The sequence below is a fragment of the Balneola vulgaris DSM 17893 genome (genome assembly GCF_000375465.1).
Lineage (GTDB): Bacteria > Bacteroidota > Rhodothermia > Balneolales > Balneolaceae > Balneola > Balneola vulgaris.
Map to the genome: position 1 here is coordinate 263,313 of NZ_AQXH01000001.1, position 24,916 is coordinate 288,228.

27 protein-coding genes are annotated in these 24,916 nt (G+C 37.6%); 9 read left to right on the forward strand and 18 right to left on the reverse strand.

What is annotated here, in order from left to right; all coding sequences use genetic code 11:
• Positions 1 to 9: 9 nt before the first annotated feature.
• Positions 10 to 1,341 carry a NupC/NupG family nucleoside CNT transporter gene (locus B155_RS0101210; protein ID WP_018126406.1) on the reverse strand — a complete coding sequence of 444 codons (1,332 nt, stop codon included), beginning with the start codon at positions 1,339 to 1,341 and terminating at the stop codon, positions 10 to 12.
• Positions 1,341 to 1,997, reverse strand: a complete 657-nt coding sequence (locus tag B155_RS0101215) for a thymidine kinase (RefSeq protein WP_018126407.1) — start codon at positions 1,995 to 1,997, stop codon at positions 1,341 to 1,343. The genes B155_RS0101210 and B155_RS0101215 overlap by 1 nt, the downstream gene beginning before the upstream one ends.
• 127 nt (positions 1,998 to 2,124) lie before the next feature.
• Between B155_RS0101215 and B155_RS0101220 the strand changes: the two genes are divergently transcribed.
• Entirely contained in the window at positions 2,125 to 2,667 is a 543-nt protein-coding gene (locus B155_RS0101220) for an HD domain-containing protein (protein ID WP_018126409.1), read from the forward strand.
• Positions 2,668 to 2,815: 148 nt separating this feature from the next.
• On the forward strand, positions 2,816 to 4,837 hold the full coding sequence (locus tag B155_RS0101225) for an ATP-dependent helicase (RefSeq protein ID WP_018126410.1): 2,022 nt from the start codon (positions 2,816 to 2,818) through the stop codon (positions 4,835 to 4,837).
• Here the strand turns inward: B155_RS0101225 and B155_RS0101230 are convergent.
• Positions 4,826 to 5,083, reverse strand: coding sequence for a hypothetical protein (locus B155_RS0101230; RefSeq protein WP_018126411.1), 258 nt, complete (start codon positions 5,081 to 5,083; stop codon positions 4,826 to 4,828). The two genes, B155_RS0101225 and B155_RS0101230, sit on opposite strands and share 12 nt — an antisense overlap.
• Positions 5,084 to 5,146: 63 nt before the next feature.
• On the opposite strand from B155_RS0101230, the gene der reads away from it, so the two are divergent.
• The 6 genes from der to B155_RS0101260 all read left to right on the forward strand — a co-directional run bounded on the left by der (position 5,147) and on the right by B155_RS0101260 (position 9,375).
• Complete coding sequence (gene der, locus B155_RS0101235; protein WP_018126412.1) at positions 5,147 to 6,454, forward strand: ribosome biogenesis GTPase Der; 1,308 nt, start codon at positions 5,147 to 5,149, stop codon at positions 6,452 to 6,454.
• Between the two features lie 88 nt (positions 6,455 to 6,542).
• Positions 6,543 to 7,229 (forward strand): NuoI/complex I 23 kDa subunit family protein, encoded by a 687-nt coding sequence (locus B155_RS0101240; RefSeq protein WP_018126413.1) that lies wholly within the window; start codon positions 6,543 to 6,545, stop codon positions 7,227 to 7,229.
• Positions 7,195 to 7,773: a hypothetical protein gene (locus tag B155_RS0101245; RefSeq protein WP_240386232.1), complete on the forward strand. Its 579-nt coding sequence runs from the start codon at positions 7,195 to 7,197 to the stop codon at positions 7,771 to 7,773. Before B155_RS0101240 ends, B155_RS0101245 begins: the two co-directional genes overlap by 35 nt.
• 2 nt (positions 7,774 to 7,775) lie before the next feature.
• Positions 7,776 to 8,384: a hypothetical protein gene (locus B155_RS0101250; RefSeq protein WP_018126415.1), complete on the forward strand. Its 609-nt coding sequence runs from the start codon at positions 7,776 to 7,778 to the stop codon at positions 8,382 to 8,384.
• On the forward strand, positions 8,374 to 8,835 hold the full coding sequence (locus B155_RS0101255) for a peroxiredoxin (protein WP_018126416.1): 462 nt from the start codon (positions 8,374 to 8,376) through the stop codon (positions 8,833 to 8,835). Before B155_RS0101250 ends, B155_RS0101255 begins: the two co-directional genes overlap by 11 nt.
• A 150-nt stretch (positions 8,836 to 8,985) precedes the next feature.
• Entirely contained in the window at positions 8,986 to 9,375 is a 390-nt protein-coding gene (locus B155_RS0101260) for a response regulator (RefSeq protein WP_018126417.1), read from the forward strand.
• On the opposite strand, the gene B155_RS0101265 is transcribed toward B155_RS0101260, so the two are convergent.
• From B155_RS0101265 to B155_RS0101280, 4 genes are read right to left on the reverse strand one after another with little or no spacing between them, the layout of a single operon-like run.
• Positions 9,353 to 9,700, reverse strand: coding sequence for a hypothetical protein (locus B155_RS0101265; protein ID WP_018126418.1), 348 nt, complete (start codon positions 9,698 to 9,700; stop codon positions 9,353 to 9,355). The genes B155_RS0101260 and B155_RS0101265 overlap by 23 nt on opposite strands.
• Before the next feature lie 2 nt (positions 9,701 to 9,702).
• On the reverse strand, positions 9,703 to 10,650 hold the full coding sequence (locus B155_RS0101270; protein ID WP_018126419.1) for a succinylglutamate desuccinylase/aspartoacylase family protein: 948 nt from the start codon (positions 10,648 to 10,650) through the stop codon (positions 9,703 to 9,705).
• Positions 10,643 to 11,566 carry a 30S ribosomal protein S6--L-glutamate ligase gene (gene rimK, locus B155_RS0101275; RefSeq protein ID WP_018126420.1) on the reverse strand — a complete coding sequence of 308 codons (924 nt, stop codon included), beginning with the start codon at positions 11,564 to 11,566 and terminating at the stop codon, positions 10,643 to 10,645. Before rimK ends, B155_RS0101270 begins: the two co-directional genes overlap by 8 nt.
• On the reverse strand, positions 11,566 to 12,024 hold the full coding sequence (locus B155_RS0101280; RefSeq protein WP_018126421.1) for an ATP-dependent zinc protease family protein: 459 nt from the start codon (positions 12,022 to 12,024) through the stop codon (positions 11,566 to 11,568). Before B155_RS0101280 ends, rimK begins: the two co-directional genes overlap by 1 nt.
• Positions 12,025 to 12,120: 96 nt before the next feature.
• On the opposite strand from B155_RS0101280, the gene B155_RS0101285 reads away from it, so the two are divergent.
• The gene (locus tag B155_RS0101285; protein WP_018126422.1) at positions 12,121 to 13,185 is read left to right on the forward strand and encodes an alanine racemase; all 1,065 of its coding nucleotides are present in this window, start codon (positions 12,121 to 12,123) and stop codon (positions 13,183 to 13,185) included.
• 64 nt (positions 13,186 to 13,249) lie between these two features.
• On the opposite strand, the gene B155_RS0101290 is transcribed toward B155_RS0101285, so the two are convergent.
• The 11 genes from B155_RS0101290 to B155_RS0101340 all read right to left on the reverse strand — a co-directional run bounded on the left by B155_RS0101290 (position 13,250) and on the right by B155_RS0101340 (position 24,878).
• The gene (locus B155_RS0101290; protein ID WP_026167129.1) at positions 13,250 to 16,711 is read right to left on the reverse strand and encodes an amidohydrolase family protein; all 3,462 of its coding nucleotides are present in this window, start codon (positions 16,709 to 16,711) and stop codon (positions 13,250 to 13,252) included.
• A 45-nt stretch (positions 16,712 to 16,756) separates the two neighbouring features.
• A complete protein-coding gene (locus B155_RS0101295) occupies positions 16,757 to 17,785 on the reverse strand; it encodes a S66 peptidase family protein (protein ID WP_026167130.1) in 1,029 nt (342 codons plus the stop codon).
• Between the two features lie 20 nt (positions 17,786 to 17,805).
• Positions 17,806 to 18,384, reverse strand: a complete 579-nt coding sequence (nadD, locus tag B155_RS0101300; RefSeq protein ID WP_018126425.1) for a nicotinate (nicotinamide) nucleotide adenylyltransferase — start codon at positions 18,382 to 18,384, stop codon at positions 17,806 to 17,808.
• Between the two features lie 2 nt (positions 18,385 to 18,386).
• Positions 18,387 to 19,220, reverse strand: a complete 834-nt coding sequence (locus tag B155_RS12730) for an outer membrane protein assembly factor BamD (RefSeq protein ID WP_018126426.1) — start codon at positions 19,218 to 19,220, stop codon at positions 18,387 to 18,389.
• Positions 19,221 to 19,240: 20 nt separating this feature from the next.
• On the reverse strand, positions 19,241 to 20,236 hold the full coding sequence (locus tag B155_RS0101310; RefSeq protein WP_018126427.1) for a polyprenyl synthetase family protein: 996 nt from the start codon (positions 20,234 to 20,236) through the stop codon (positions 19,241 to 19,243).
• Between the two features lie 58 nt (positions 20,237 to 20,294).
• Complete coding sequence (gene fni, locus B155_RS0101315) at positions 20,295 to 21,320, reverse strand: type 2 isopentenyl-diphosphate Delta-isomerase (protein ID WP_018126428.1); 1,026 nt, start codon at positions 21,318 to 21,320, stop codon at positions 20,295 to 20,297.
• A 75-nt stretch (positions 21,321 to 21,395) separates the two neighbouring features.
• Positions 21,396 to 22,127, reverse strand: a complete 732-nt coding sequence (locus B155_RS0101320; RefSeq protein WP_018126429.1) for an SDR family oxidoreductase — start codon at positions 22,125 to 22,127, stop codon at positions 21,396 to 21,398.
• A 46-nt stretch (positions 22,128 to 22,173) separates the two neighbouring features.
• Complete coding sequence (locus B155_RS0101325; protein WP_018126430.1) at positions 22,174 to 22,683, reverse strand: DUF2480 family protein; 510 nt, start codon at positions 22,681 to 22,683, stop codon at positions 22,174 to 22,176.
• Between the two features lie 39 nt (positions 22,684 to 22,722).
• Positions 22,723 to 23,058, reverse strand: coding sequence for a HesB/IscA family protein (locus B155_RS0101330; protein ID WP_018126431.1), 336 nt, complete (start codon positions 23,056 to 23,058; stop codon positions 22,723 to 22,725).
• Between the two features lie 6 nt (positions 23,059 to 23,064).
• Positions 23,065 to 23,616, reverse strand: coding sequence for a NifU family protein (locus tag B155_RS0101335; protein WP_018126432.1), 552 nt, complete (start codon positions 23,614 to 23,616; stop codon positions 23,065 to 23,067).
• Positions 23,617 to 23,630: 14 nt separating this feature from the next.
• Positions 23,631 to 24,878, reverse strand: a complete 1,248-nt coding sequence (locus tag B155_RS0101340) for an aminotransferase class V-fold PLP-dependent enzyme (protein WP_018126433.1) — start codon at positions 24,876 to 24,878, stop codon at positions 23,631 to 23,633.
• Positions 24,879 to 24,916: the final 38 nt, after the last annotated feature.

Below are 24,916 nucleotides of genomic sequence, written 5' to 3' on the forward strand. Positions count from 1 at the left end.
TGTAGTTGTTTAAAATAACATACCTGCGATTGTAGCTGTCATCATAGTGGCCATAGTACCTGCAAAAACGGCTTTAAGGCCGAATTTAGCTAAATCAGATTTACGGTTAGGAGCTAATCCACCAATTCCACCAATTTGAATGGCGATAGAGGAGAAATTTGCAAAGCCACATAACGCAAAGGTAGCCATAGCAATTGTTTTTGGAGATATATTAGATGCAGCTACTTCATCGGCTAATTTGAGATAAGCCACAAACTCGTTTAAAACGATTTTAGTACCAATCAAAGAACCCATCGTTGTAGCATCTGCCCAGGGTACACCAATTAACCAGGCTATAGGTGCTAATGCCCAGCCTAATACCATTTCAATACTTAATGGAGCACCAAGTAAAGATGTAAGTCCTGTAAGATTACTAACCCATCCAAAAAAGCCATTAAACATTGCTAGTAATGCAATGAATGCCAATAGCATAGCACCAACATTTAAGGCAAGCTGTAAACCAACTGAGGCCCCTGAAGCAGCGGCATCAATACCGTTTGCATCGGTCTTTTCTACAGAGATTGAAACGTCTCCAGCGGTAGCTGGTTCTTCAGTTTCTGGGTAGAGAATTTTCGCAATCACTAAAGCGGCTGGAGCTGCCATCAAACTTGCTCCTAATAAACGTTCAGCAAATAACTGCTGAGCTACCTGTATTTCAAGTCCATTGGCAGCTGCGAAAGAGGTGCCAAGCATAGCTACATAAGCGGCCATTACGCCACCGGCTATCGTAGCCATTCCTCCAGTCATTACTGCTAAAAGTTCAGACTTGGTCATCTTTTCAATAAATGGCTTAATAACAAGCGGGGCTTCAGTTTGTCCCACAAAGATATTTGAGATCACTGATAAGGTCTCAGCACCGGAAGTGCCGAGTAATTTTTGCATACCTTTCGACAGTATTTTCACAATAAACTGTAGAACACCATAGTGATATAAAAGCGCTGTTAACGAAGCGAAGAATATAATGGTTGGCAGTACCTGGAAAGCAAAGATAACCCCAAAACTTTCTTCATATTCTGGCCCTTTACCAAGCATACTAAATAAGAAAGAAGCACCTTCAGTAGTATATTGAAGTACGATTACGAAGAACTTTGCTATAAACTTAAACAGTAACTTTGGCCAACCTAATGGGCTGAAAAAAGCCGAAAGTTCTTCAGACTTAAGAATAAAAATTGCTAGCACAAACTGAATACCAAGACCTGTTCCTACAAGTCGCCAGTTTATTCTGCGTTTGTTATTAGAAAGCAAAAAGGCTATTCCGATAATAGCCGCCATGCCTAGTAAACCACGAAGTATATTTTCCATTAGGACTGTTCTATATTGATATTTTCTTCTTCAAGTGGAGCCACTTTTGGGGTGGTAAATGGCCTTATGGGGCGACCTCTTCTTCGATCTATCGATGGGCGGAAGCAATGCCGGGCTCTAGGCTCATAAGAATCGTATTCACCCACTAACACTTTTTCGGTGCTTTCAACAACACGCTGGGAGAAATTAGCCATTGCACCACTTTCAGCACAAACAGCATGCAATTTTGTTACGTACTCCGCAATTGCAAGCAAGTAGGGCATAGGCCCAAATGGTTTGCCCTCAAAATCCATATCGAGTCCAGCTACTATAACTCGTTTGCCATCATTTGCTAGTACATTTACTACATCCACAATGCGCTCATCAAAAAACTGAGCCTCATCTATACAAACTACTTTTGCGTTCGAGGTAAGTAAAACTATTTGATCGGCAGTGTCTACTAAAATACTTGGAAGGGCTGTTTCATTGTGAGAAACTACTTCTGTATCGCTATATCTTTTATCGATTGCTGGCTTTACCACTACTACATTTTGTCCAGCAATATGAGCTCTCTTTGCTCTACGTATCAATTCTTCAGTTTTACCACTGAACATCCCTCCACATACTACTTCTATCCAGCCGTAATCTTTAGGAGCAAATGAGGGTTCGTTAATCATCTAAAATTTCTAGTCGGTTTAATATCAAAATGAAATGGAATATATCAGGGGTTCGAACAAAAGGAAAGGTGAACTCCCATTTAAAAGTGGGTTTTGTATTTTATTTCGAACAATTAAATAAAGCTATATGAATACAAGAACAGAATCTGAAGAATTATTAAAGGAATATGTAGAAAATGAAAGCTTAAGGCATCATTGTTTTATGGTAGCAGAGGCAATGGAGCACTATGCACTTTTACAGGGGAAGGAGGCAGAAGAAGTTGAAGAGTGGTGGACAGCTGGGCTTCTGCACGATCTCGATTGGGAGAAATTTCCTGATGAGCATCCCCATAAAGCTATCAATGAAATACTGCCAAGCTATGATTATCCAGAGAATGTTCTATTGGCTATTAAGGCTCATGCACCTGAACGAACGGGAAAAGAGCCCGAAAGTGAGATAGAACGGTACCTTTTTGCTTGTGATGAGCTATCTGGGTTTATGCATGCGGTTTCTTTAATGAGGCCAAATGGTTTTGAAGGGATGAAAGTGAAGTCTGTTAAAAAGAAGCTAAAGACTTTAAAATTTGCTGAAAGTATACCTAGAGAAGACATTCGGAAAGGTGCTGAGTTAATAGGAAAAAGTTTGGAAGATCATATCCATACTTTGATTGATGTATTTTCACCTAAGTAGATAATTAACATAGTTTTTAGTTTAAATATTAGGCTATGTTTTTTACAAACTAGGTATTGATAATTATTGACTTATATAAATATGGGGCGTGTTGTAATTATCATGCACATTTATTTTACATATAGGCGGATATCTATTATCATTCGACATGAAGAAGTTCACTTTAAAAAAATCAGAGCCGAGGCGACGTCCCGAAGATTATAGTATTCCGTATCAGGATCTGCTAAATGCTCAGCAGTTAGAGGCTGTATTTCATGATAATGGTCCTGCATTAGTTGTTGCAGGGGCAGGGACGGGTAAAACAAGAACTCTTATTCATCGAGTAGCGCGGTTAGTAGAGAGCGGTGTTAGTCCTGAGCAAATACTATTGCTGACCTTCACTCGTAGAGCAGCTAAGGAAATGATTCATCGAGCCAGTGAAATACTTGATGATCGATGTAAAGGGATAAAAGGGGGGACCTTTCATTTTTATTGTAGTCAATTACTGCATAGATATGCTGATAGGATAGGTTTTCCTAACAATTTTACCATTATTGATACTGCCGATGCATTAGAGGTGATTCAGTTAGTTCGCACGAATTTGAATCTTCATAAAAAAGCCAAGCGTTTCCCGAATAAGAATACCTTGCTTAGTATGATCAGCACCTCGATAAACAAACATTTGGATATGCGAGTGGTTGTGACAGAAATGTATCCTCAATTTTCTGAGCTGATAGATAAAATTGAAGCCGTAGCGGATGGGTATAAAGAGTACAAAGAGTTGAACTTTGTAATGGACTTCGATGACCTGCTCATAAGAACAAAGGAACTGCTTGAACAGCATGAAGATATACGTCTTCAAGTGGCCTCAGGAAACAAGCATGTTATGGTGGATGAATATCAGGATACCAATAAACTTCAGGCTTCTTTAACGGCATTATTTTCAAGCGTTCATAAAAACATTATGGCAGTGGGTGATGATGCACAAAGCATATATTCTTTTAGAGGAGCTGATCATCAAAACATTATGGAGTTCCCGGTTTTATTTGAAAACACAAAGCTCATTAAACTTGAAGAGAATTATAGGTCAACACCTGAAGTTTTGAATGCAGCGAATCAATTATTAGATCAAGCCACATTCAAATTCAATAAACAATTATTTACCAATAATGAGGAAGGAGAGCTGCCTGCAATCGTTCAGGCCCCGAGTGAGCATGATCAGAGTCGGTTTGTAAGCCAGGTTGTGTTGCAGTTAAGGGAGCAGGGGTACGAGTTAAGCGACCTTGCCGTATTATTTAGAAATGGGAGGGATTCATTCGATCTAGAGATTGAATTGAATAAAAATAATATCCCATTTGTTAAGTATGGAGGGCAAAAGTTTACGGAAGCTGCACATGTTAAAGATGTATTAGCCCATATTAGAGTTTTAGTGAACCCATTAGATACCATTGCATGGAATCGGGTATTATTATTAATGGAAGGAATTGGACCTAAAACAGCACAAGATTTATTCGAATGGATACGATTGGCTAAGAATCCTTATTCATTAAATCCTCAAGATGCGGTAAGCAAAGCCTACTATAAACAAGTTCAAGCGTTAAGTGAATTATTGGTTTCATTAAAAGAAAATTTACTTTCTGTATCGCAAACGGTAGAGCAAATTGTAGAATATTATAAGTTGTTTTGTGAAAAAAGATATGATGATTACCCTAAGAGGCTCAAAGATTTGGAAGCTTTTGTTCACATCTCAGGTAACTACACTTCACTACCTAAATTACTTGAAGAACTAGCATTAGATCCCATTTCTACTTCGGTTATCGATGTTGAAGAAAAGCAGAAGGAGGAAGCTCCTTTGGTGTTAAGTACCATTCATTCGGCAAAAGGATTAGAGTGGAAGCACGTTTTCATCATTCAATGTTTAGATGGGATTATTCCATCTGCCTATAGCGTTGATGATACCGAACAACTTGATGAAGAATTAAGACTTCTTTATGTGGCTACTACACGCGCAAAAGAGATGCTGTATTACACATATCCTACGCTCGCACAATCGCATTATGGCGATTATTTCACCAAACCCACTAGATTTATTGCAGAATTAAATAAAACTGTTGTTGAGCCCTGGCTGTTGGAAGAGGAGAGTACGCCGCTCTTAACAGATGAAAATAGTAGCACTGAGTTAGACTTTTAAGTCGTTTTCTCCTTTTTTAAGAAACTCTCTTTGGTGATACATTTCATAAAAAATCCAAGTTACAGGGTATATAGGGATGAGAATAGCGCAAATAATTTGCCATTTAGAACCTCTAGGCTTGCCACCATCTACAGGTAAAGTGATACCTGCAATACCGGCAACCCAAAGTATAAAAAACACAAAGAGGCCAAGTGATAATAAAAGTGCACCAAAAAATCCGAGGGAACTATAAAAGGCTTTAAGCATAGCTTATAATGTGCGAATAATTGTGTATTTTTGCGACCTTAATTTATAAAGACGGATTGTTAAATGCTCCCAGTAGTTTCTATAGTAGGTAGACCCAATGTTGGAAAGTCTACCATTTTTAATCGATTAATTGGCAAGAGAAAGGCCATCGTTCATGATGAATATGGTGTTACCCGAGATCGGCACTACGGCCAGACCTATTGGAATGGAATAGATTTTAATGTAATTGATACCGGCGGTTACCTCCCCGACGATATGGATGTGATGGTAGTTGGTATTCGAGAGCAAGTTCATATTGCTTTAGAAGAATCGGATGTGATTTTATTTGTTGTAGATGCAGACCATGGTATTAATACCTTAGACAAAGCAGTGGCCAATTTACTTCGCCAGCAAGATAAGCCTGTGCTTCTTGTAGCTAATAAGGCCGACAATGAAGAGCGTAGGATGGATGCTGTTGAATTCTACGAACTAGGCGTAGATGAATTATTCCCAATCTCGGCCATTAGTGGAACCGGAACAGGGGAGTTGATGGATAGAATCACGGAATTACTTCCAGTAATAGATCCTGAAATTGAAGACCCTTCTCCTAAATTGGCATTCATTGGTAGGCCTAATGTTGGGAAAAGTAGCTTAGTTAATGCACTGTTAAATGATGAAAGGTCTATAGTTACCGATATTGCGGGTACTACACGCGACACGATCAACAGTAAGTTTAACTACAACAACAAGGATTATATCCTAGTTGACACTGCGGGACTTCGAAAAAGAACCAAAGTTAAAGAGAATATTGAGTTCTATAGTACAGTTAGAACCGCTCGTGCTATTCAAGAATGTGATGTAGCCATCTTAATGTTAGATGCCATGCGTGGTTTTGAAGATCAAGATAAACGCGTATTAAGAGAAGCTGAGAAGTACAATAAAGGGCTCATTATCCTATTAAATAAATGGGATTTGGTTACAGAAAAAGACACAAATACAGTTCGTGATTTTGAACAGTACATTTATGAGTCGGTACCGATGTTAGATTATGTTCCGATTTTGACCATTTCTGCATTGAACAAACAACGCATTCACAAAGTTATGGATGTAGCTGAGCAAGTAATTCAAGAACGTAAAAAAGAGATTACAACCTCTGCATTCAATGATTTCTTAGAAGGCATATTAAGAGAACGACCGTTGCCAATGAAAAGAGGGCGACAGTTGAAAATTCAGTATGCAACACAGGTTAAAACGAACCCACCTGTATTTAAGTTTTTCATGAATACACCCGAAGATTTACCTGCAAACTATCGTAGATATCTCGAAAATAAGATTCGGGAACGCTATAAATTTACAGGTGTTCCGATAACGATGGTATTCCGTCAAAAATAATTCATAAAAGTTAGAATAAACTTTGATGGTGATGGTACAAAGGTTTATTTTTGCACTTTAATTCGAACCACATTTCTAACCAATTTAGATGGCTAAGAATCTCGAAAAACCAGTTTTAAACGCTTTAAGTAGCAACTATAAGAACGAAAGAAAGTTAAACTTTCTAGAACGTATCTATTTACCAGAGATCTTTAAAGGGCTCGCTTATACATTTAAACAAATGTTTAAGCCAAAGTTCACTATGAACTACCCGGAAGAAAAATGGACTCCACCGGCCATCTTTAGAGGTCGACCTGTTTTAGTTGAAGATCATGGTCGCGAGCGCTGTGTTGCTTGTGGTTTGTGCGCAAGAGCATGCCCACCTTTAGCTATTAGTATGCAAGCTTCAGAAACTGAAGATGAAAAGGAGAGATACCCAGACTTTTTCGAAATTAACATGTTACGCTGCATTTATTGTGGCTATTGTGAGGAAGTTTGTCCGGAAGAAGCTATCGTAATGAGTAAAGATTATGATATCGTATTCGAATCTAGAGAAGATGCAATATATGATAAAGATCGTTTATTGGTTCCTAAAGAAGATTTAGAGGAACGACTAGAGTATCTAAAAGAGTATAAAAACGCACAGTTTGGTTCATTCTGGGATTTCCAGGAAGAAAATAATATTCATTCAGTTCGTGATAGAGACAGAGATTGGAACACTGGATTATCGCTTGTGGATATGATTCAAACACAAAATGAAAATGATGCTACTCCAGCGTCAAAAGTTTGGAAATAAACCAATTACCACATCTATTTTGATCACACAAGAAAAGGTATCTAATCTTATTAGTGATGTTGCATATCTTGAACATGAAGCCGAAGCTTTAAAATATGTTATCGACAGCGTTCCATTAACGGATGAACCCCTTGACGGTATGTCTATTATTGAAACGCTTCTTTTCTTAGATCATTCACAACAACAGTATTATAGAAAGATTGTTGACGACTGCATAAACAGTCATAGGCCTATAAATTCAAGGTCATATATAGCTCCAAGCGATTCATTTGAATACTCAAAGTCTGATGAACATGATGTGCAAAATGTATTGCACAAGATTGCTAAACACAGAGCTGCTTTTATTACAACTATTGAAGACAAACCTATCGTTGTTTGGGAGAAAGAGGTTATTTCAAATGAAGGAAAAATTACATTGTTTGAATTTATCCAATCGATGGTGAAGCAGGAGAGAGCACTCCTTAAAAAGATTGCTGATCTTATATTGACTTTTCAGAACGAAAAGCAATTTCAACGTGAGGTCGCTCAAAGAAAAGGTAATTGATCATGGCAATACTTGATTGGACAAGTATCTGGTTAATACTTTGCTGTACCTTTCTCATTTTCTATACCGCTAAATTATATACGCTTAAAAAAGCCTTAGCCGATTTATTTATCTGTCTTGGGGTTATAGTTCTATTAGGTACCAATATTGTATACCTAGTTGATAGCGAATTAGTACTCTATATCAGATGGGGAAACATACTTACCACTACGTTTTTAGTCTCTTCAATATTTAGTTTAATTCGCGAATCTAAGCCAGTATTTGCACGCTTCCCACTTTATTTAGTATACCTGCCGTTTATTACATTGATATTTTATCCATTAATAATGAATACCCACGTAATATCTAATATTGTATTGGGTACATTTCAAGCAGGGGCTATAATCACAAGTTTGTTAATCTACGCTTTAAAGCAATCTATGGGTGAGAATTATGGGTATAGAATAGTGAGTATTCTAGTCCTATTAATTGCTTTTATCATTTTCTGGTTTCCAATTAGCTTTGAATTCAGTACACACGTAACTACTGAATTATTAATAGGATTTGCGAGTTTAATTTTTAGTTACGATATATACAGAAACAATTTTAAAAGAATAGCCGATGAAAATTAGTGTAGGGGATAAGGCGCCAGATTTTACTCTTAAGAATACCAATGGAGAAGATGTCACGCTTTCAGGTTATTTTGGTAAGAAAAATGTAGTGCTATTATTTTTTCCATTAGCATTTACTGGCACGTGTACAGAAGAGCTTTGTACAACACGAGATAATCTGAAAATATATAACTCATTAAACGCCGAAGTTTTAGGCATTAGTGTCGATTCATTTTTCAGTTTAAAACAATTTAAAGAAGCGCAGAATTTAAACTTCCAATTGCTAAGTGATTTCAATAAAATAGCCTCAGAGTCATATGGTGTTTTATATAAAGATTTCTTTGGGATGTTTGGAGTATCTAAAAGATCAGCATTTGTTATCGATCAAGATGGGGTAGTGCAGTATGCTGAAGTCTTAGAAAACGCATCGGAATTACCAGACTTTAAGGGAATACAAGATAGTTTATTGTAAAGAAACTATCTTAACTTTACATAATATAAATTATATGACAAGAATATCGTTTGTTACTTCAGATTAGAACTATCTAATTTAGATGAGCAACACTTAACATTGTTTACCAATGTGGTTTGCTATCTTCGGTTAAATCAAGGTGTTTATAAAATGGATGTACTTATTGTAGAGGACGACAAAGTTCTCTCGTTGCTTATAACAAAAATGGTTGAAAAGTTGGACTACAATGTAGTTGGAACAACTGCGCGTGGTTCAGAAGCAATTGAAATGGCTAAAAGTTTAAAGCCAGATCTTATATTAATGGATATCATGTTAGAAGATGATATTGATGGAATTGCCGCAACCATTGAATTTCAAAAAGATGAGTCTGTACGATCCAAAGTTATATATGTAACGGGGAATTCCGACAGTTATAACAAGAATAGAGCTAAAGAAACTATTCACGAAGACTACTTAATTAAGCCAATAAGTTTTAGAGACCTAAAGCAGTCTATCGAGAATATTGAGTTTCTAGACTCTAATCATAGTGTCGCACGTTAAGTGCAAACTTTCCGTTATCGTCTCTTCCAATTTTGATTCGATCGATAATAGCATCTAATGCTATGGAACCATGAATAAACACCATATTCCAAGAATCCTTCTTTCCTGCCTTAATTGATTCTTGAATTCTAAGCGGATCAATTACTACTAAGGTTAATTCCTTGCCTTCAAATTTATCTGAGTTTACATAATCAGATAACTGGTTTTCAGCTATACACTCAATTTGATTAGTACCTTCTTCTAATTCTGGCGCAAATCTGCCTTCAGAAGTTCTTGCTTTCCAGGTGTTTTGCTCTATTACGGTAAAAAGTAGATCGTATTCCACTGTTATTTATTAAATGAATAATGAATTATTGCATCGCCCTTATTTACTACAGGACAATAGTTTATGCCAATCACACAACTTGATTTGGGAGCTATAATTTTAGAGTTTAACTCTCCATATGGATCATTGATATATCCAATTAACTGACCTTTTTCTACAAAGTCGCCTAATTTTATTTTTGGTAAAAATAGTCCGGCATACTTTGAGCGAATCCAAGCTGAGGTATTAAAGATATGAATACTTTGAGACGATGGTTTACTTTTTTTCATTCCAAGATGATGCATCAACCTTAAAGTACCATTGATACCTTCTTGAATACCTTGCTCGCTAAATCTTAACGACTCTCCCGACTCATATACTAAGATTGATTTATTCTTCTTTTGAGCCGCACTTCTAAACGATTTAGGAATCACTTTAGAGTTTATAATCAATGGTGGTTCAAATGCTTTTGCTAGTTCTAGTGCCTCAGTGTTTGTAAAGTCTACTCTTAACTGCGGATAGTTAGATCTACTAGCACCACCAGTATGGAAATCGATTCCATAATCTATTTGTGGTACAATTTCATTCAGAAGCCTATAGGCAATTAGTTTAGCGAGGCTCCCTCCTGTTTTTAGTCCAGGAAAACTTCTATTGATGTCTTTACCATCTGGAAGACCTCTAGAGTTTTGAATAAATCCATACACATTTACTATAGGTATAGCTATTACCGTACCTTTTTGTGGAATGATTTTTTCATTGGCAATCATTCTACGGATGATTTCTACACCATCAATTTCATCACCATGAAGCCCACCGGTTAGTAATAAAGTAGGTCCTGGTTCTTTAGCTCTATACACATGAATGGGTAAGTCTATATCTGTGTAGGTAGGTAATCGAGCAATATTGAAACTCAACTTGGCGTGTTCACCAAGTCTAATTTTCTGTTTATTGATGATAATTGAATCAGGCATCACTTTTTATTTTACGACGCTTTGTAGGCTTAGCTTTTACAGCTTCAACCTTAGATATTACATACTTAATTACACTGCCTGCAATATCTTTACCGGTGGCTTTTTCAATTCCTTCAATACCGGGTGAAGAGTTAACTTCTAAAATAAGTGGACCACGGGCTGATTGTAACATATCTACACCCGCAACTGGAAGTCCCATTGATTTAGCGGCTGTAAGAGCGGCCTCTCTCTCCTTTTTAGTTAGTTTGATCAAACTTCCGGTACCACCTTGGTGTAAATTGGATCTAAATTCACCTTCTTTACCCTGTCGCTTCATAGCTCCAACTACTTTTCCATCTACTACGAATGCTCGGATATCGGCTCCTTTACTTTCTTTTATGAATTCCTGTACTATCACTCGTGCTTTCATACTATGAAATGCTTCGATAATGGACTGAGCTGCTTTCTTGGTTGGGGCTAGTACCACGCCATAGCCTTGAGTACCTTCCAACAGTTTAACAATCAGAGGCGCTCCTCCCACCGAATCGATTAACTTATCAACTTCTTTAGAGTAGTTTGTGAAAACGGTTTTTGGCAAACCAACTCCAGCACTAGCCATAATTTGAAGACTACGTAGCTTATCTCTTGAACGAACGAGTGCTTGAGACTGAACGGCAGTAAAGATATTCATCATTTCAAATTGGCGAACTACTGCAGTTCCATAAAAGGTAACAGATGCCCCAATTCTTGGAATAACAGCGTCTAGATCGTCTAGGTTTTCCCCTTTGTAGTAGATAGCGGGTTTGTCCTGTTCAATTACGATATCACATTTTAAATGATCTATTACTTTAGCTTCATGACCTCTTGATTCAATTGCTTCAACTAATCTTTTTGTTGAATAGAGTGCGGCATTTCTGGAAAGGATTCCAATCTTCATTATTTACTTCCTTGATCTAATTGTTCGGAATTTGATACATATTTTTGGGAAACATCTACCAGAAATTTGTTCTTAAGAAATTTACGTCCTAGTAGTAACGGGTATTTCATTTCTGAGCGATCTGTGAGTGATAGTTCAATATCGTAGATAGTGGAAAACAACGTAATTGTTGTTTTAATAAAAAATCTATCTTGAGCGATACCATTTGAACTTTTTACCGATCGAATATCATGGATAGGCAATTGAATGAGTTGCTCATTATAAGCCTGATGATCGGGATCTAAAAGGTTAAACCTTACCCAATTCTCTTGATGGTGTTTAAATTGTTCAATTTTATGACAGTGTAAACTAGAAGAATAGGCTCCAGTATCAATTTTTGCGTCAATTTCATCAATGTTCCATTCAGGTAATGACACACTTTCTACGCGGCCAATAACATGTTTATCCAAAATTTTCATAGCTAAAAATAAGAGATTATCCGGTCACCTACATATTATCTAAGCAATCATTTTAAAGGTAGGTTATATTCACGAACTAATTGATAATACTGTTATATGCCAAAGCTATTACTACACACAGAACGTGCTCTAAATAATATTCAAATGATGGCTGATAAAGCTTCAGAGAATGGACTAAAATTTAGGCCACATTTTAAGACACATCAATCGCATGAAATTGGGAATTGGTTTAAGGAATACCCAATTGATGGAATAACCGTTTCATCGGTGAGTATGGCTGAATATTTTGCACGATACGGCTGGCAAAGTATTACCGTGGCATTTCCGTTGAATATTAATAAAGTAGGTCGCATTAATAAATTAGCAAGCAATATTGATTTACGTGTACTTGCTGTTTCTGTTGATGCCTTGAAAATAACTGAGCCAGTAATAGAACATGAAGTAGGTATTTACATCGAATTGGACCCTGCTTATGGCCGAAGTGGAGTTGATATGAACGCGAGTTCTGATATCATTTCTATCATTGATTATATAAAAGCTTCTAAAGCATTCCGTTTTGAAGGTTTTTATATGCATGCCGGACATTCATATAGAAATAGAGGAAAAAAAGAGCTTGTTTTGTTTTCAAATGCATTAGTACAAAGAATCAAAGAGTTTAAAAAGGAATTCCCCTACCCTATCTGTTTTGGTGATACACCCTCATGTTCTGTGTTAGATGATTTTACTGATATAGACCAAATAAGCCCGGGTAATTTTGTGTTTTATGATTGGATACAAACTCAAATTGGTTCTTGTGACCCTTCAAAAATTGCAGTGGCCATGCAATGTGATGTGGTAACTAAATATGAAAATAGAAATGAAATATTGATTCATGGTGGTGCCGTACATTTTTCTAAAGATTCCGATATGCAAGCGGTAGGATTACCTTATTTCGGACAAGTGATAGATCAGAATTGGGAAGTAATTCCAGGAGTGATATTAAAATCTGTATCGCAAGAACATGGAATAATTCAATGTACGCCCGAATATTTTGACCAAACTATAATTGGAGAATCCATTCATATTTATCCCATTCACTCCTGTTTAACAGCTGATTTGATGGGGCATTATTATACTTTAGATGGGCAACATATATCCCATTTGTCAGCAAACTATAAATAAGGGTTCAAAAAAAGAGGCTTCGAATTGAAGCCTCTGTAATTTCATAGATAAATAAATTAGGTCATTACTTATCCATTCCTGGTATACCTTGTTTAGCAGGATGAGTTTTATTCCAATCAAAAACCGGTTTTTCTTTCTTCTCTGGATAGATTTCTCTAAGCGAATCCGCTTCATACAGTCTGCCATTTTTCATTACATGAGTAATGGAGTTTGTATTTCGTAAATCATCCAAAGGGTTTTTAGATAGAATTACTAAATCAGCTAGTTTCCCAGCTTCAATAGAACCTAAGTCTTGATCTAGTCCAATTGCTTCTGCCCCTATAATCGTAGCCACTCGAATAGCATCTAAGTTATTCATACCGCCGGCTGCAACGGCCCATAATTCCCAATGAAAGCCCAAACCTTCTAGTTGGCCATGACTGCCAACTCCGGCTAATGCACCTGCTTCCACTAGTTTAGTCATGCTTTCTGCGTGTTTCTGGAATACATGTTCATCATCTCTAAACCAACCTGGTCTTCTACGAGATTTACTAGCTAATACCTCATAAGGAGTGAAGTGAGCTAGTTTTGGATCATTAAAAGGGTTTTCTCTAGAGTAGAAATAGTTTTCAGCCCAAGGCCCACCATAGGACACCAATAAGGTTGGAGTAACGGCCATTTTTGTCTCTGCTACAGTTTGAACTACATCTTTATAGATTGGATAAATTGGAAGCGAATGTTCATGACCTGGATACCCGTCAATTAATTGAGTCATGTCTAATTTCCAATCAAGTGCACCTTCTGTTGTGGGCATGATTTTTTGTTCTCTAGCAGCCATCAATATCCACTGGCGTTGTTCACGATTACCAGCTAAATACATTTTAATGGTCTTAGTATCGTAATACTTGCTGTACTGCTTCATAACTTCTCTGGCTTCATCTAGGTCTTTAATATTGTATCCCCAGAAGCCGAGCCCCGGTCCTGTAGAGTAAACTCTTGGACCTAGCATTTTGCCCGCATCTACCATATCAGAATAGGTTAAAACATCTGTGGTAGCTGTTTGTGGATCACGTGTAGTTGTAACACCGTAAGCTAGATTTGCAGCATAATTAAAGATCTCTTGCTTATGAATACCCCAGTTTGGCCACATATGAGCGTGAGTATCCATAAAGCCAGGTACAACGGTCTTGCCCTTAAGATCTATTACTTCAGCACCTGATGGAGCATTTAAATTAGCCCCTACTTCTTTTATCCTATTATTCTCAATAAGAATATCACCACTTTCAATTACTTCATTTCCTCGAGCAGTAATAATTCTAGCGTTGGTAAGTAGAATAGTGCCGCTAGGGATATCTTTTGTGTAAGTAACCTTGATCTCAATTTCTTGAGGTTTATAAGTGGCTTCTTCTTTTTTCTTAGAGTCATCTTTTTTATCTGAATCGTCCTCTTCAGATTTAGAATCATCTTTTTCTTCCTCACTCTCTTTCTTTTCAGCCTCCTCTTTCTTGGCTTGTTTTACACTATCCTCGAATGCTTTAGCTTCTTCAAGGTCATAGATCACATGAGCGTTACCAATTGACCAGTGTACTTTATTGGCATCAGCACTCCATGATGGAAATTCACCACCAATGGTTGTTAACTTTTTAGATGGAAAAGCAGCATTTGCGGCATTTGCTACTGAAATAGAAGGCGTACTTCCACCAGTTTTAGGCACCGTAACAACGTAGATATTGTTATTAATTTGAGCCATTGCTTGATCACCTTTAGGAGCCATGTAAATTACAGAAGCCCTAGATGGTGGGTTATTCTCTTTAGCATCATGCTCTTCAGGATGTAGTAATTCCATAGGAGTTTTCATGCCATTAGCCTTTTTAACATCATCCTCTAAATCAGCTAAGGAATAGGTCTTAATTCCAGAAATGCTCACATGATCTTTTTCATCGGTGCCATCCCATCGCATGGAGGATAAAGTTCCAGAACGACTAAAATAAATTCTATCATCAGATTCGATAAAATGTGGGTTTGATCGGCCATCTGCTTTAGTAATCAAAGTAGATTCGCCTCCACCAGATGGAATCCAAATCAGTTCAGTAAGCGCTGAAAATGAACCAGGTCCATATGAATCTTTATATGTTTGTTCGCTGCCTTTATAGGCAACGATTCTATCACCTGCAGTATTAAATACTGGGTTTGTATAGATACCAGGTTCTGAGGTGAGTTTTGTAGATTTTGGTCTACGAGCAAATGGATTTATTGAGTTTATTGCTCCACCATTTTCTTCATCCCAAGTCACATAAATCAAGCTTTTACCATCTGGTGCCCAAGCAGGTTGTGCTTCTGTTACGTCAGAATCGGTTAATTTTTTTGGAGTACCATCGGGCAATTCTTGAACGTATAGATCATTTAAAACCGTAAAGGCCAACCATTTACCATCTGGTGATGGAACAGCATCTCTAATTTGAGTTGCTACAACTTCTGTTTCATCGCTTATTGGATATTTGAATAATACTTCAGGTCCCACTTCTAACTTTGTTGAAACACTAAATGGAATGTCAGTAGCAGGAGAACCATCTATCGGTATACGCTTGATTTTTCCGTCATAGGAAGCAATCACGGCTTTGTTATCGGGTGTGAAACTCATTCCTGGCAAAACACCCATTGAGGCTATAGACTCCATTTCATCGCGTTGAACGGGATACGCTAACCAGCGTTCATCGCCCGATTCCATATCACGTAATACCAAGCCCGTTTTATCTTCATAACGGCTACCATAAACCATCCACTTTCCATCATCTGATAAGGTTGGGGTGAAAGCAGAACCATACCTTGAGGTTACAGATGTTGTTTTACCGGTCTCACGATCGTATCTACCAATTTGGTATTGTGGAAACTGAGCATTGTAATTCCAAGCTCCATTTCGTTGAGAGTAATAAATATATTGCCCCGTCGGGTCCACTGCTAAATCAATGGTTTTTAAATTGTTGGGACTTGAAATTAACTGTGCACCACTTCCTCCATCAACATGGTATAACCATAATTTTGGTGTACGCTTACCCTTTGAGCCTACAATATACTTGCCGTCAGGTGTCCAGTCAGCATTAGTATATCCATTCGTTTTCCCTTTCGTAACTTGTGTCACGTCAGAGGTATCTTCTAAGTTTATATAATAAAGGTTTTCACCTCCATCAGCATCAGAGGTATAAAGAATGTATTTACCATCTGGGCTATACCGAGGATGCGTATCGAAGGCCATCCCATCAGTAACTTGCGTTGCTTTTCCACCAGTGATAGGCAATTCATAGATATCACCTAATAAGTCAAAGGTGATTTTAGATCCATCAGGGCTTACATCTACAGAAATCCATGTCCCCTCTGATGTTTCGATATCTATTAACCTGCCTGGATCAAGCGGTAGTTTTTTAGATTTCTTTTCAATACCAGAAGAATCTGAATCAGCTGCATCTTGAGCAACAAGAAGATTAGGCATTGTACTACTTATAAGGAATATCCCAATCAGTAGTAATTTACTGGATAGATGTTTTTTCATAGTGAGAGCATTAAGTGTTGAACGGAATAAAAATCGACAGTTTGTTTAGCGAACGGCTACTTCTAAAGTACTGAATGTACCTGTAGAAGCATCCATGCTAGCACGAATACCAACAGGTATGGTTACGTTTAAATCTTCATGACTTATCATAGCTCCATAAAAAGCTGGAATATTTAATGGCGCAATATGGTCCTCAAATACTTCTGCAAGGGATAAACTATTTGAACCTGCATCACAATTAGTGCATTTCCCAAAAATAAAGCCACTTATTTGATCTAGTATACCGCTTAACTTCAGTTGAGTGATCATTCGGTCTATTCGGTACACATCTTCCCCAACATCTTCTAGGAACAAAATAGAGTCTGTAAAGTCGGGTAAGTAATCAGATCCTATCATAGCAACTAACACGCTTAGGTTACCGCCTAAGAGCTTACCTTCTGCGTCCCCAGGTGTTATAGTAAAAAAGTCGTTTTGTTTAGGAGGTAAGTTATAGATGCTTTTTTTGCCATCAATTACAATGGATTGAAAGCTTAATTTTGTGAATGAATTCCAATCAGATTTACCAACAGGTCCATGAAAACTTACCAACCCTGTGTGTTGATGAATGGCCATATGAAGTGAGGTAATATCACTGAAACCAATTAAGGGTTTGGGATTGGCTTTAATAACATCATAATCCAAAAGAGGAAGAATTCTGTTACATCCCCACCCTCCTCGAACACATAGAATAGCATCGATTTCTTTGTTCTTGAACATAGCCATTAAATCTGATGCTCGTTCTTCATCGGTGCCAGCTAAGTAGCCATTTCTATTTCTTACATGTTCCCCTAATACAAGATTAAATCCTAAGTTGTTAAGATTAATCAACATTTCATCAAACTGGGATGAGTCATACACTGGACTAGCAGGTGCGACTAAACCAATGGTACTATTCCAATCTATTGAATTAGGTAATAGTAAGGATTGTGAGATTGGTGATGATTCTGGTTCATCACAATAAGCGGAAAGTACACCCGCCATTGAAACGGAGGCTAAACTAGCCTGTTTAAAAAACTGTTTTCGAGATATAGACATAGAATTTATTTTCGCTGTATTTAGCGATATAAATTCTCTTTATCAATAATGTTAAGCACCTTTGGTGGAAGTAAATGCTCTACTTCAATGTTATTATGAAGTTTATGTTTGATATCTGATGACGAAATATCAACGGGATGGTGGTCTACAAATGTGGTTTGAGATAAGATCTGCGAATCTACATCTTCGTGATTAGAATCAGGTCGGTGAGCTACCAATAAGTCAACTTCTTCTAGGATCAGCTCATAATATTTCCATAAGTGAAAATTGGTAAGACTATCCTCCCCCATACAATAGAAAAACTCGTACTTCGGATGCTGTTTTTTTAAATGCTGAATGGTTCTATAGCTATAGGAAGGCTTGGGTAAATCTCTTTCTACGGTAATAATTGTAACGGGATCTTGTTGAAATGCCGCATTCAACATTAAGAGACGGTGTTCAAAAGAAACTTTATGTTCTTTCTGTTTATGAGGTGGATATGGAGTGAGAATAATCCACAATTCATCTATATAGGAGGACTCAAAAAAAGAACGGGCAATAGAAACATGCCCGTTATGAACGGGGTCGAAAGTACCCCCTAATAAACCTACTTTTTTCAAAACTATTGGTTGGTTCCGTCGCCACTTTGATCAGCTAAGATCGAAATAGCTTGATTTTGACCACGCTCCGCTTGGTCGCGTAAGTCTTCCACTTGTTGACGGTATTCACTGTTTGGAAATAATTGTACAAAGGTCTCGTATGCAGCTATAGCTTCACCATAACGCTCTTCTTGGCGCTCTACGATACTATTATCAGCATAACGCACAAAAGTCTCAATCTTCTTAACTAAGGCTAGTTCAGTCCATTTAGATTCGGGATACTGATCGATTACTTGATCGTAATAAATAGTAGCAGCTTTAAACATATCTGTTCTAGCATAGAACTCAGCAGATTCAAAAATTTTACGAGCTAATTTGCTACGTAATTCTGTGATACGATCTGATGCTTCACTAATGAATTCAGAATTTGGATACTTACTTATATAGAGTTGAAAGAGTTCAATGGCCTTTCGCGTCTGTGTTTGATCTAAGCGATAACGTGGGCTTTGCTCATACACACTTAAAGCGTGCTTGTAATCAACTTCTTGTCGACGTTCATCCTGCGGGTAATAATTTGAAAATCTTTCGTATTCAGCCGCAGCTAAAATATATCTCCTAGCATTAAAATAGCTTTCTGCTAGGTAGTATTGAGCATCTTTAGCGAAGTTTGTTCCTCTTCCCGATCGAGTTACAACTTCAAATATTTCAGCAGCTTTATTGTAGTCGCCACTTTCAAATTGATTCATCCCTTTTTGGTAAGAAACGTTTATAGGGTCACCAGGGCGTACTAATTCAGAATTTTTGCAAGCAGTAAAGGTTAGTAAAAGGGCAAAAAATAAGTAAGAGTATTTCTTCATTCTTGGAATAATAAGATCTATTAGTGATCGCGATTTTGGAGGAAGATAAGGAGATTTTTAAGCTCATGTTTGTATTCTGAGTCATTAAAATCATCTAGTTCATGCAGTGCTGAATTGTAATGTTGATTCACCTCTTCAGCAATATCATCGATTACATTTAATGAGTGCATGATATCTAATACTTTATCTACATCCGTTTGTGATGGTTGTGTTGAATCTAAAACTTGTTGTATGAACGAGCTATCTGATTCATTTGCACGTTCTAACGCAAGGATGGTAAGATATGTTTTCTTGCCTTCAAAAATATCTCCCCCAACCTTTTTACCAAATTTCTCAGGGTCGGCGGTAGCGTCTAACAAATCATCTTGAATTTGAAAAGCTACTCCCATTTCCATGCCAAAATTAAATAAGGCTTCTTGTTGAGTTGAAGTAGCATGCGCTGCAATAGCTCCTAATTTTAAAGCCCCAGCAAGAAGAGCAGCCGTTTTGCCTTGTATCATTTTTAGATACTCCTGATGCGAAACTTGCTCGCGTTCAACAAAATCCATGTCTAGGGCTTGTCCTTCGCAAACAGTTACTGTGGCCTGCGTAAATGTTTGGTGCACATTTAAATATTCGCTTTTACTAAAATCACTTTTAAGTCCATAATATTCTAAATGCGTAAAAGCATCTGCAAACATTACATCCCCTGAAAGTATAGCTATGTTTTGATCCCACTTTTTAAATACACTAGCCTTTCCTCTTCGGGTATCTGCACTATCCATGATGTCATCATGAACCAAGGTGAAATTATGTAGTATCTCAACGGCTAAGGCAGCGGGTAAAGCATCTTTAATTTTGCCATTACATAGCCCACAAGCTAATAAAGTGAGTAATGGCCTAATTCTTTTGCCACCAATGTCTAACGAATACCTATAAGGTTCATAAAGTGATGCGGGTTCTTTGGGAATATCAAGCTCATTTAATCCTTCGGCAATGAGCGTCTGTAATTGTAACTGTAAGTTTGTAGGTGCCAAGTGCGTTCTATTCTTGATTTAAGTGCCTAATATAATGGATTAGCTAACAGCATTAAAGCTAAATACGCTCCATTAAATGAGAGCGATTTAATTCAGCTAAATTAGAACAGCCAAGGAGTAATAGTATCATTTTAAGTTCATTACTCCAGGTATTAAAAAGGGATTCCAACCCCTCATACCCATCCTCAACAACGGCTTTTATAATAGGCTGAGCGGTTGCTGAAAAAGTAGCACCTAAGCACATCGCTTTTGCAATATCATGGGCTGAACGTACTCCGCCGGAAGCGATTAGTTCGAAGCCACGTTCCCAATGCAGGCCTGAAAGATCTTTTAAGCAATCTACTGTAGGTATTCCCCATTCATTGAAGTGATTATAACGGTTTGAGTCATCAGTTCTACCGTTTTCAACCCTGGCCCAGCTTGTACCGCCAGCACCGGCAATATCAATTACTGAAACTCCGATATTTAGTAATCTCTTAGCTACATATTTTGATATTCCTGCACCCGTTTCTTTTACGATAACAGGTACTTCACTTCTTCTTACCAGATCTTCAATGCCATTTAGTACACCTTTAAAATTTCTATCACCTTCTGGTTGTACTAATTCTTGAAGTGGGTTTAAGTGAACGATTATCGCATTGGCTTCAATGCTTTCAACTAGTCTTTTTAAATAATCGTCTGAGAATCCATCTATGAGTTGAACACCTCCAATGTTTGCGCATATAAATGCCTTTGGTGCTTTTTTACGAACAATTGAAAAGGTAGAAGTCAGTTCAGGTTGTTCTAACATAGCCCTTTGGCTACCAACTCCGAAAGGAAGGTTGTGCTGATTGCAAAACTCGGCAATAATGCCATTTACTGGACCCGCATCAGCATATCCACCTGTCATAGATGAAATAAATAATGGTGCTGAAAAGGTATGACCGAGTAATTCTGCCTCTATAGATATATCATTGAGGTTTACTTCTGGAAGCGCATTATGAATAAATCTATAGCGTTCAAAACCCGAGCTTAACTGGTACTGGGTTTCATTGGTAACAGTAAGATTTACGTGGTCTTTTTTTCTGTTTTGAATCTTGCTCATGCTAGAAGTTCCGACAATTGTTGGAGAACACAAAACAGAGATTTAAAATAGCTCGATTGATTGACTAAGCTAGAACTAAACTAGATAACTGCCCGAGTTGACATGAAAAGTTTGACCTGTGGCATGAGTTAGTTTACCACTAGCTAATAACATAACAATTTCGGCTATTTGTTCAGGGGGAGCAATACTATTGAGTGCTAAGTCTTTTGTGAGATGATCCTCTCCATACACTTCAATGGAATTTTTAGCCATATCTGTATTTACGAAACCTGGTGCTATGGAATAGGCTGTTATACCTGCTGATCCCAAGCTACGAGCAATGCTTTTTGTGAATGCAATCATTCCGGCCTTAGAAGCTGCGTAGGCGGCGTACTCACCTGTATCGCCTCTAACCCCTGCCCTACTAGCTACATTTATTATACGGCCATTTATCCCTTTCTCTAGCCATTTATTGATTGCCCATTTACAAATGAGTGCGGTTGCTCTGAGATTAACTTGTTGCGTTAAATCCCAAGTTTGCATCCATTCTTCATCAGTGTCGGTAAATTGAGCTTCAACAAATATTCCTGCATTATTTATAACAACTTCAGGAATTTCATTTTCTTCAAAAAGAGGCTTTATTTTGCTTTTTAACTCTTCCTCTAATTCCAAGTTACAGACTAGGTGCTTGTATGAGTGATTTGAATTAGATTCTTGAATCTCTGAAGTAGAAGTTCCAATTACAGAGTATTCATGTTGCAATAAAAGATCTTTAATTGCTTTCCCTATACCCCTAGACGACCCCGTTAATAATACCTTTGTACTCAATGTATTCCCCTAATAACTTGAATATTTAACTTAATGCATTGTTGTATCAGCCCTTCCAAACTGGCACAAAACTACATGCTTCACCATACATAATCTTTTTAGATAAACCCATTAACTTATTGGTAGCCAGCAAATAAATAGAATCAGGAACGTGGATATTTCCACATCCTTTTAAGAGTACAAATTTATCTTGGTATACCGACCAGTCGAAGTTTTCAATGTTTCTTCTAAAAAGTTCATGGTACACCTGGCTCTTTGTTAAGTGAAAAACTTCTTTTGCAAATTTTGAAGCATGAGCGGTTAACACCATCCAAGCCCAAGGGGCAATAATAGCATCTGTTGAACAGATTAGTGCCAAATTCTTTCCTTCGAATTGAGCCCAATCAAAGTCTTTAAGGTGTTGCCTAAAGTCTTTCTCCTTCAGTAATAACTCCATATGCAAGAATTGCTTGATATCTAATTCTACAATGGGGGTATCATCATGAAAAAGCTTAGCTAGATCTATAGTCACTAGCTTTGTATTGGCCTTAACTTTGTTAACGATTGGTTCTTGCATCACTATTGATAGCTTGATTTAAAAATCACTTTAAATCTGTTAGATAGAAAAGCTTTCTCCACATGAACAGGTTCTTGAGGCATTAGGGTTATTAAAGTGAAACCCCTGCCCTTCTAAACCATCGGTGTAGTCAAGTTCGGTACCGGCTAGATATAAAAAACTTCGCATATCAACGATGATTTTTAAATCGTTGATCTCAAAGGTTTTATCATTTTCTTGCGGTTGTAGATCTTTTGCGAAATCTAAATCGTAAGTAAGCCCCGAACAGCCGCCACTAACTACACCAATTTTGAGGAAAGCATCTCTAGGAACATTTTGCTCCTCTCTGATTTGGTGAATACGTTTTGCAGCTCTGTCGCTGATCGAAATTTCCATAATTACCTATACTGAGATCACTTGAATTTCAGGGTCAACACGCTTTACCATGCTTTCAATAGCATATAAAGTTCCTGTTGTTGCTGTTGGGCAGGTACCACATGCACCTTGATAGTGAACTTTTAAACGGTTGTTTTCAAGACCTAATACTTTCAATCCACCACCATCAGCTAGTAGGTATGGTCTTACCTGTTCGTCGAGCATTTTATTAATCTCGATTAAACGAGGGTCGTTAGACTCTTGAGCTTCTTTACTTACATGAACTTCAGAATCTTCTTCAATATCTGTAAGTGGTTGTGCTTCACGAATTGGAGGAGCGAGTTTACGTAGTAATTCCGACCAAACTGCTTTACCGTTTTGAGTAACGGTAACATATTTGTCTACATAGTAAACATTGATTACGCTATCGATTGCAAATAAAGCACTTGCAAGCTCATCACCTTCAGCTTCTACACTATTTTCAAATGAACGAGTTACCCCATTGGTAAGTGGTTCATCCAAAACAAAGCGCATTGCGTCAGGATTTGGAGTACGTTCGATTTCTTTAATTTTAGCCATTTTGTTCTCCTAGTTTATCCAAAAAATTCTTTTACAGTTTTAATTCCTTCAACCAATCTATCGATGTCCTCTTCATTGTTATAGAACGATATAGAGGCTCTCAAAGTACCTGGTATGTCATAATGCTGCATTATAGGTTGAGCACAATGATGACCTGTTCGAACAGCGATCCCTTCTTGATCAAGAATGGTGCCAGCATCGGTTGGATGAATACCATCCAGTAAAAAAGATATTACAGATGCTTTGTTTTTAGCTGTTCCTATAATTTTAAGTCTTTCAATCGAACTCATTGCTTTGGTAGCATATAGTAAGAGTTCCGCTTCACGCGCGGCAATATTATCCATTCCTATCTTTGACAAATATTGAATTGCTGCTGCGAATCCAACCCCGGCTGAAATAGGTGGTGTACCTGCTTCAAACTTAAATGGAAGGTCATTCCAAGTCGTTTTCTCGAAGGTTACCTTGTCGATCATATCACCACCACCACGATATGGAGGCATATTGTTTAATAGATCCTTTTTGCCATACAATACTCCGAAACCTGTAGGTCCACACATTTTATGAGCTGAGAAGGTATAAAAATCAGTATCTAAAGCTTGTACATCAACTTGTGAGTGAGGTACTGCTTGCGCGCCATCCACAAGTACTGGAATATCTCGCTTATGAGCTTCTTTAATTATCTGTTCAACAGGATTAACGGTACCTAGTACATTCGAGATATGTACAACCGCTACCATTTTTGTCTTATCAGAAAGCATTGAGGAATATGCATCCATATCGAGTTCACCACTATCAGTCATTGGTATGACTTTAAGGGTAGCTCCTCTTTCTTCAGCTATCATTTGCCAAGGCACAATATTGGCATGGTGTTCCATTTCTGAAACTATAATTTCATCCCCTTCTTGGAAGAATTTACGGCCATAACACTGTGCTACTAAATTTATAGAATCGGTTGTTCCTGTAGTGAAAATAACCTCTTCTAAACTACCTGCATTGATGAAATCACGAACAATTGAACGCGTAGCTTCATAAGCATCGGTAGCTTTTTGGCTTAATGAATGGATACCTCTGTGAACATTAGCATGTTCGTTTTTATGGTAAGCATCAATTCGATCACTTACGCTGAGGGGCATCTGGCTTGAAGCACCGTTATCTAAGTATACTAGTGGTTTCCCGTTGATAGACTGATTTAATACAGTAAAATCGTTACGGATTTCGTCCCAGTTAATACTTGATGATATGTCGGTGATGGTATTACTCATAATCTAATGTCACCCATTAAGTGAGGTATACTTAAATG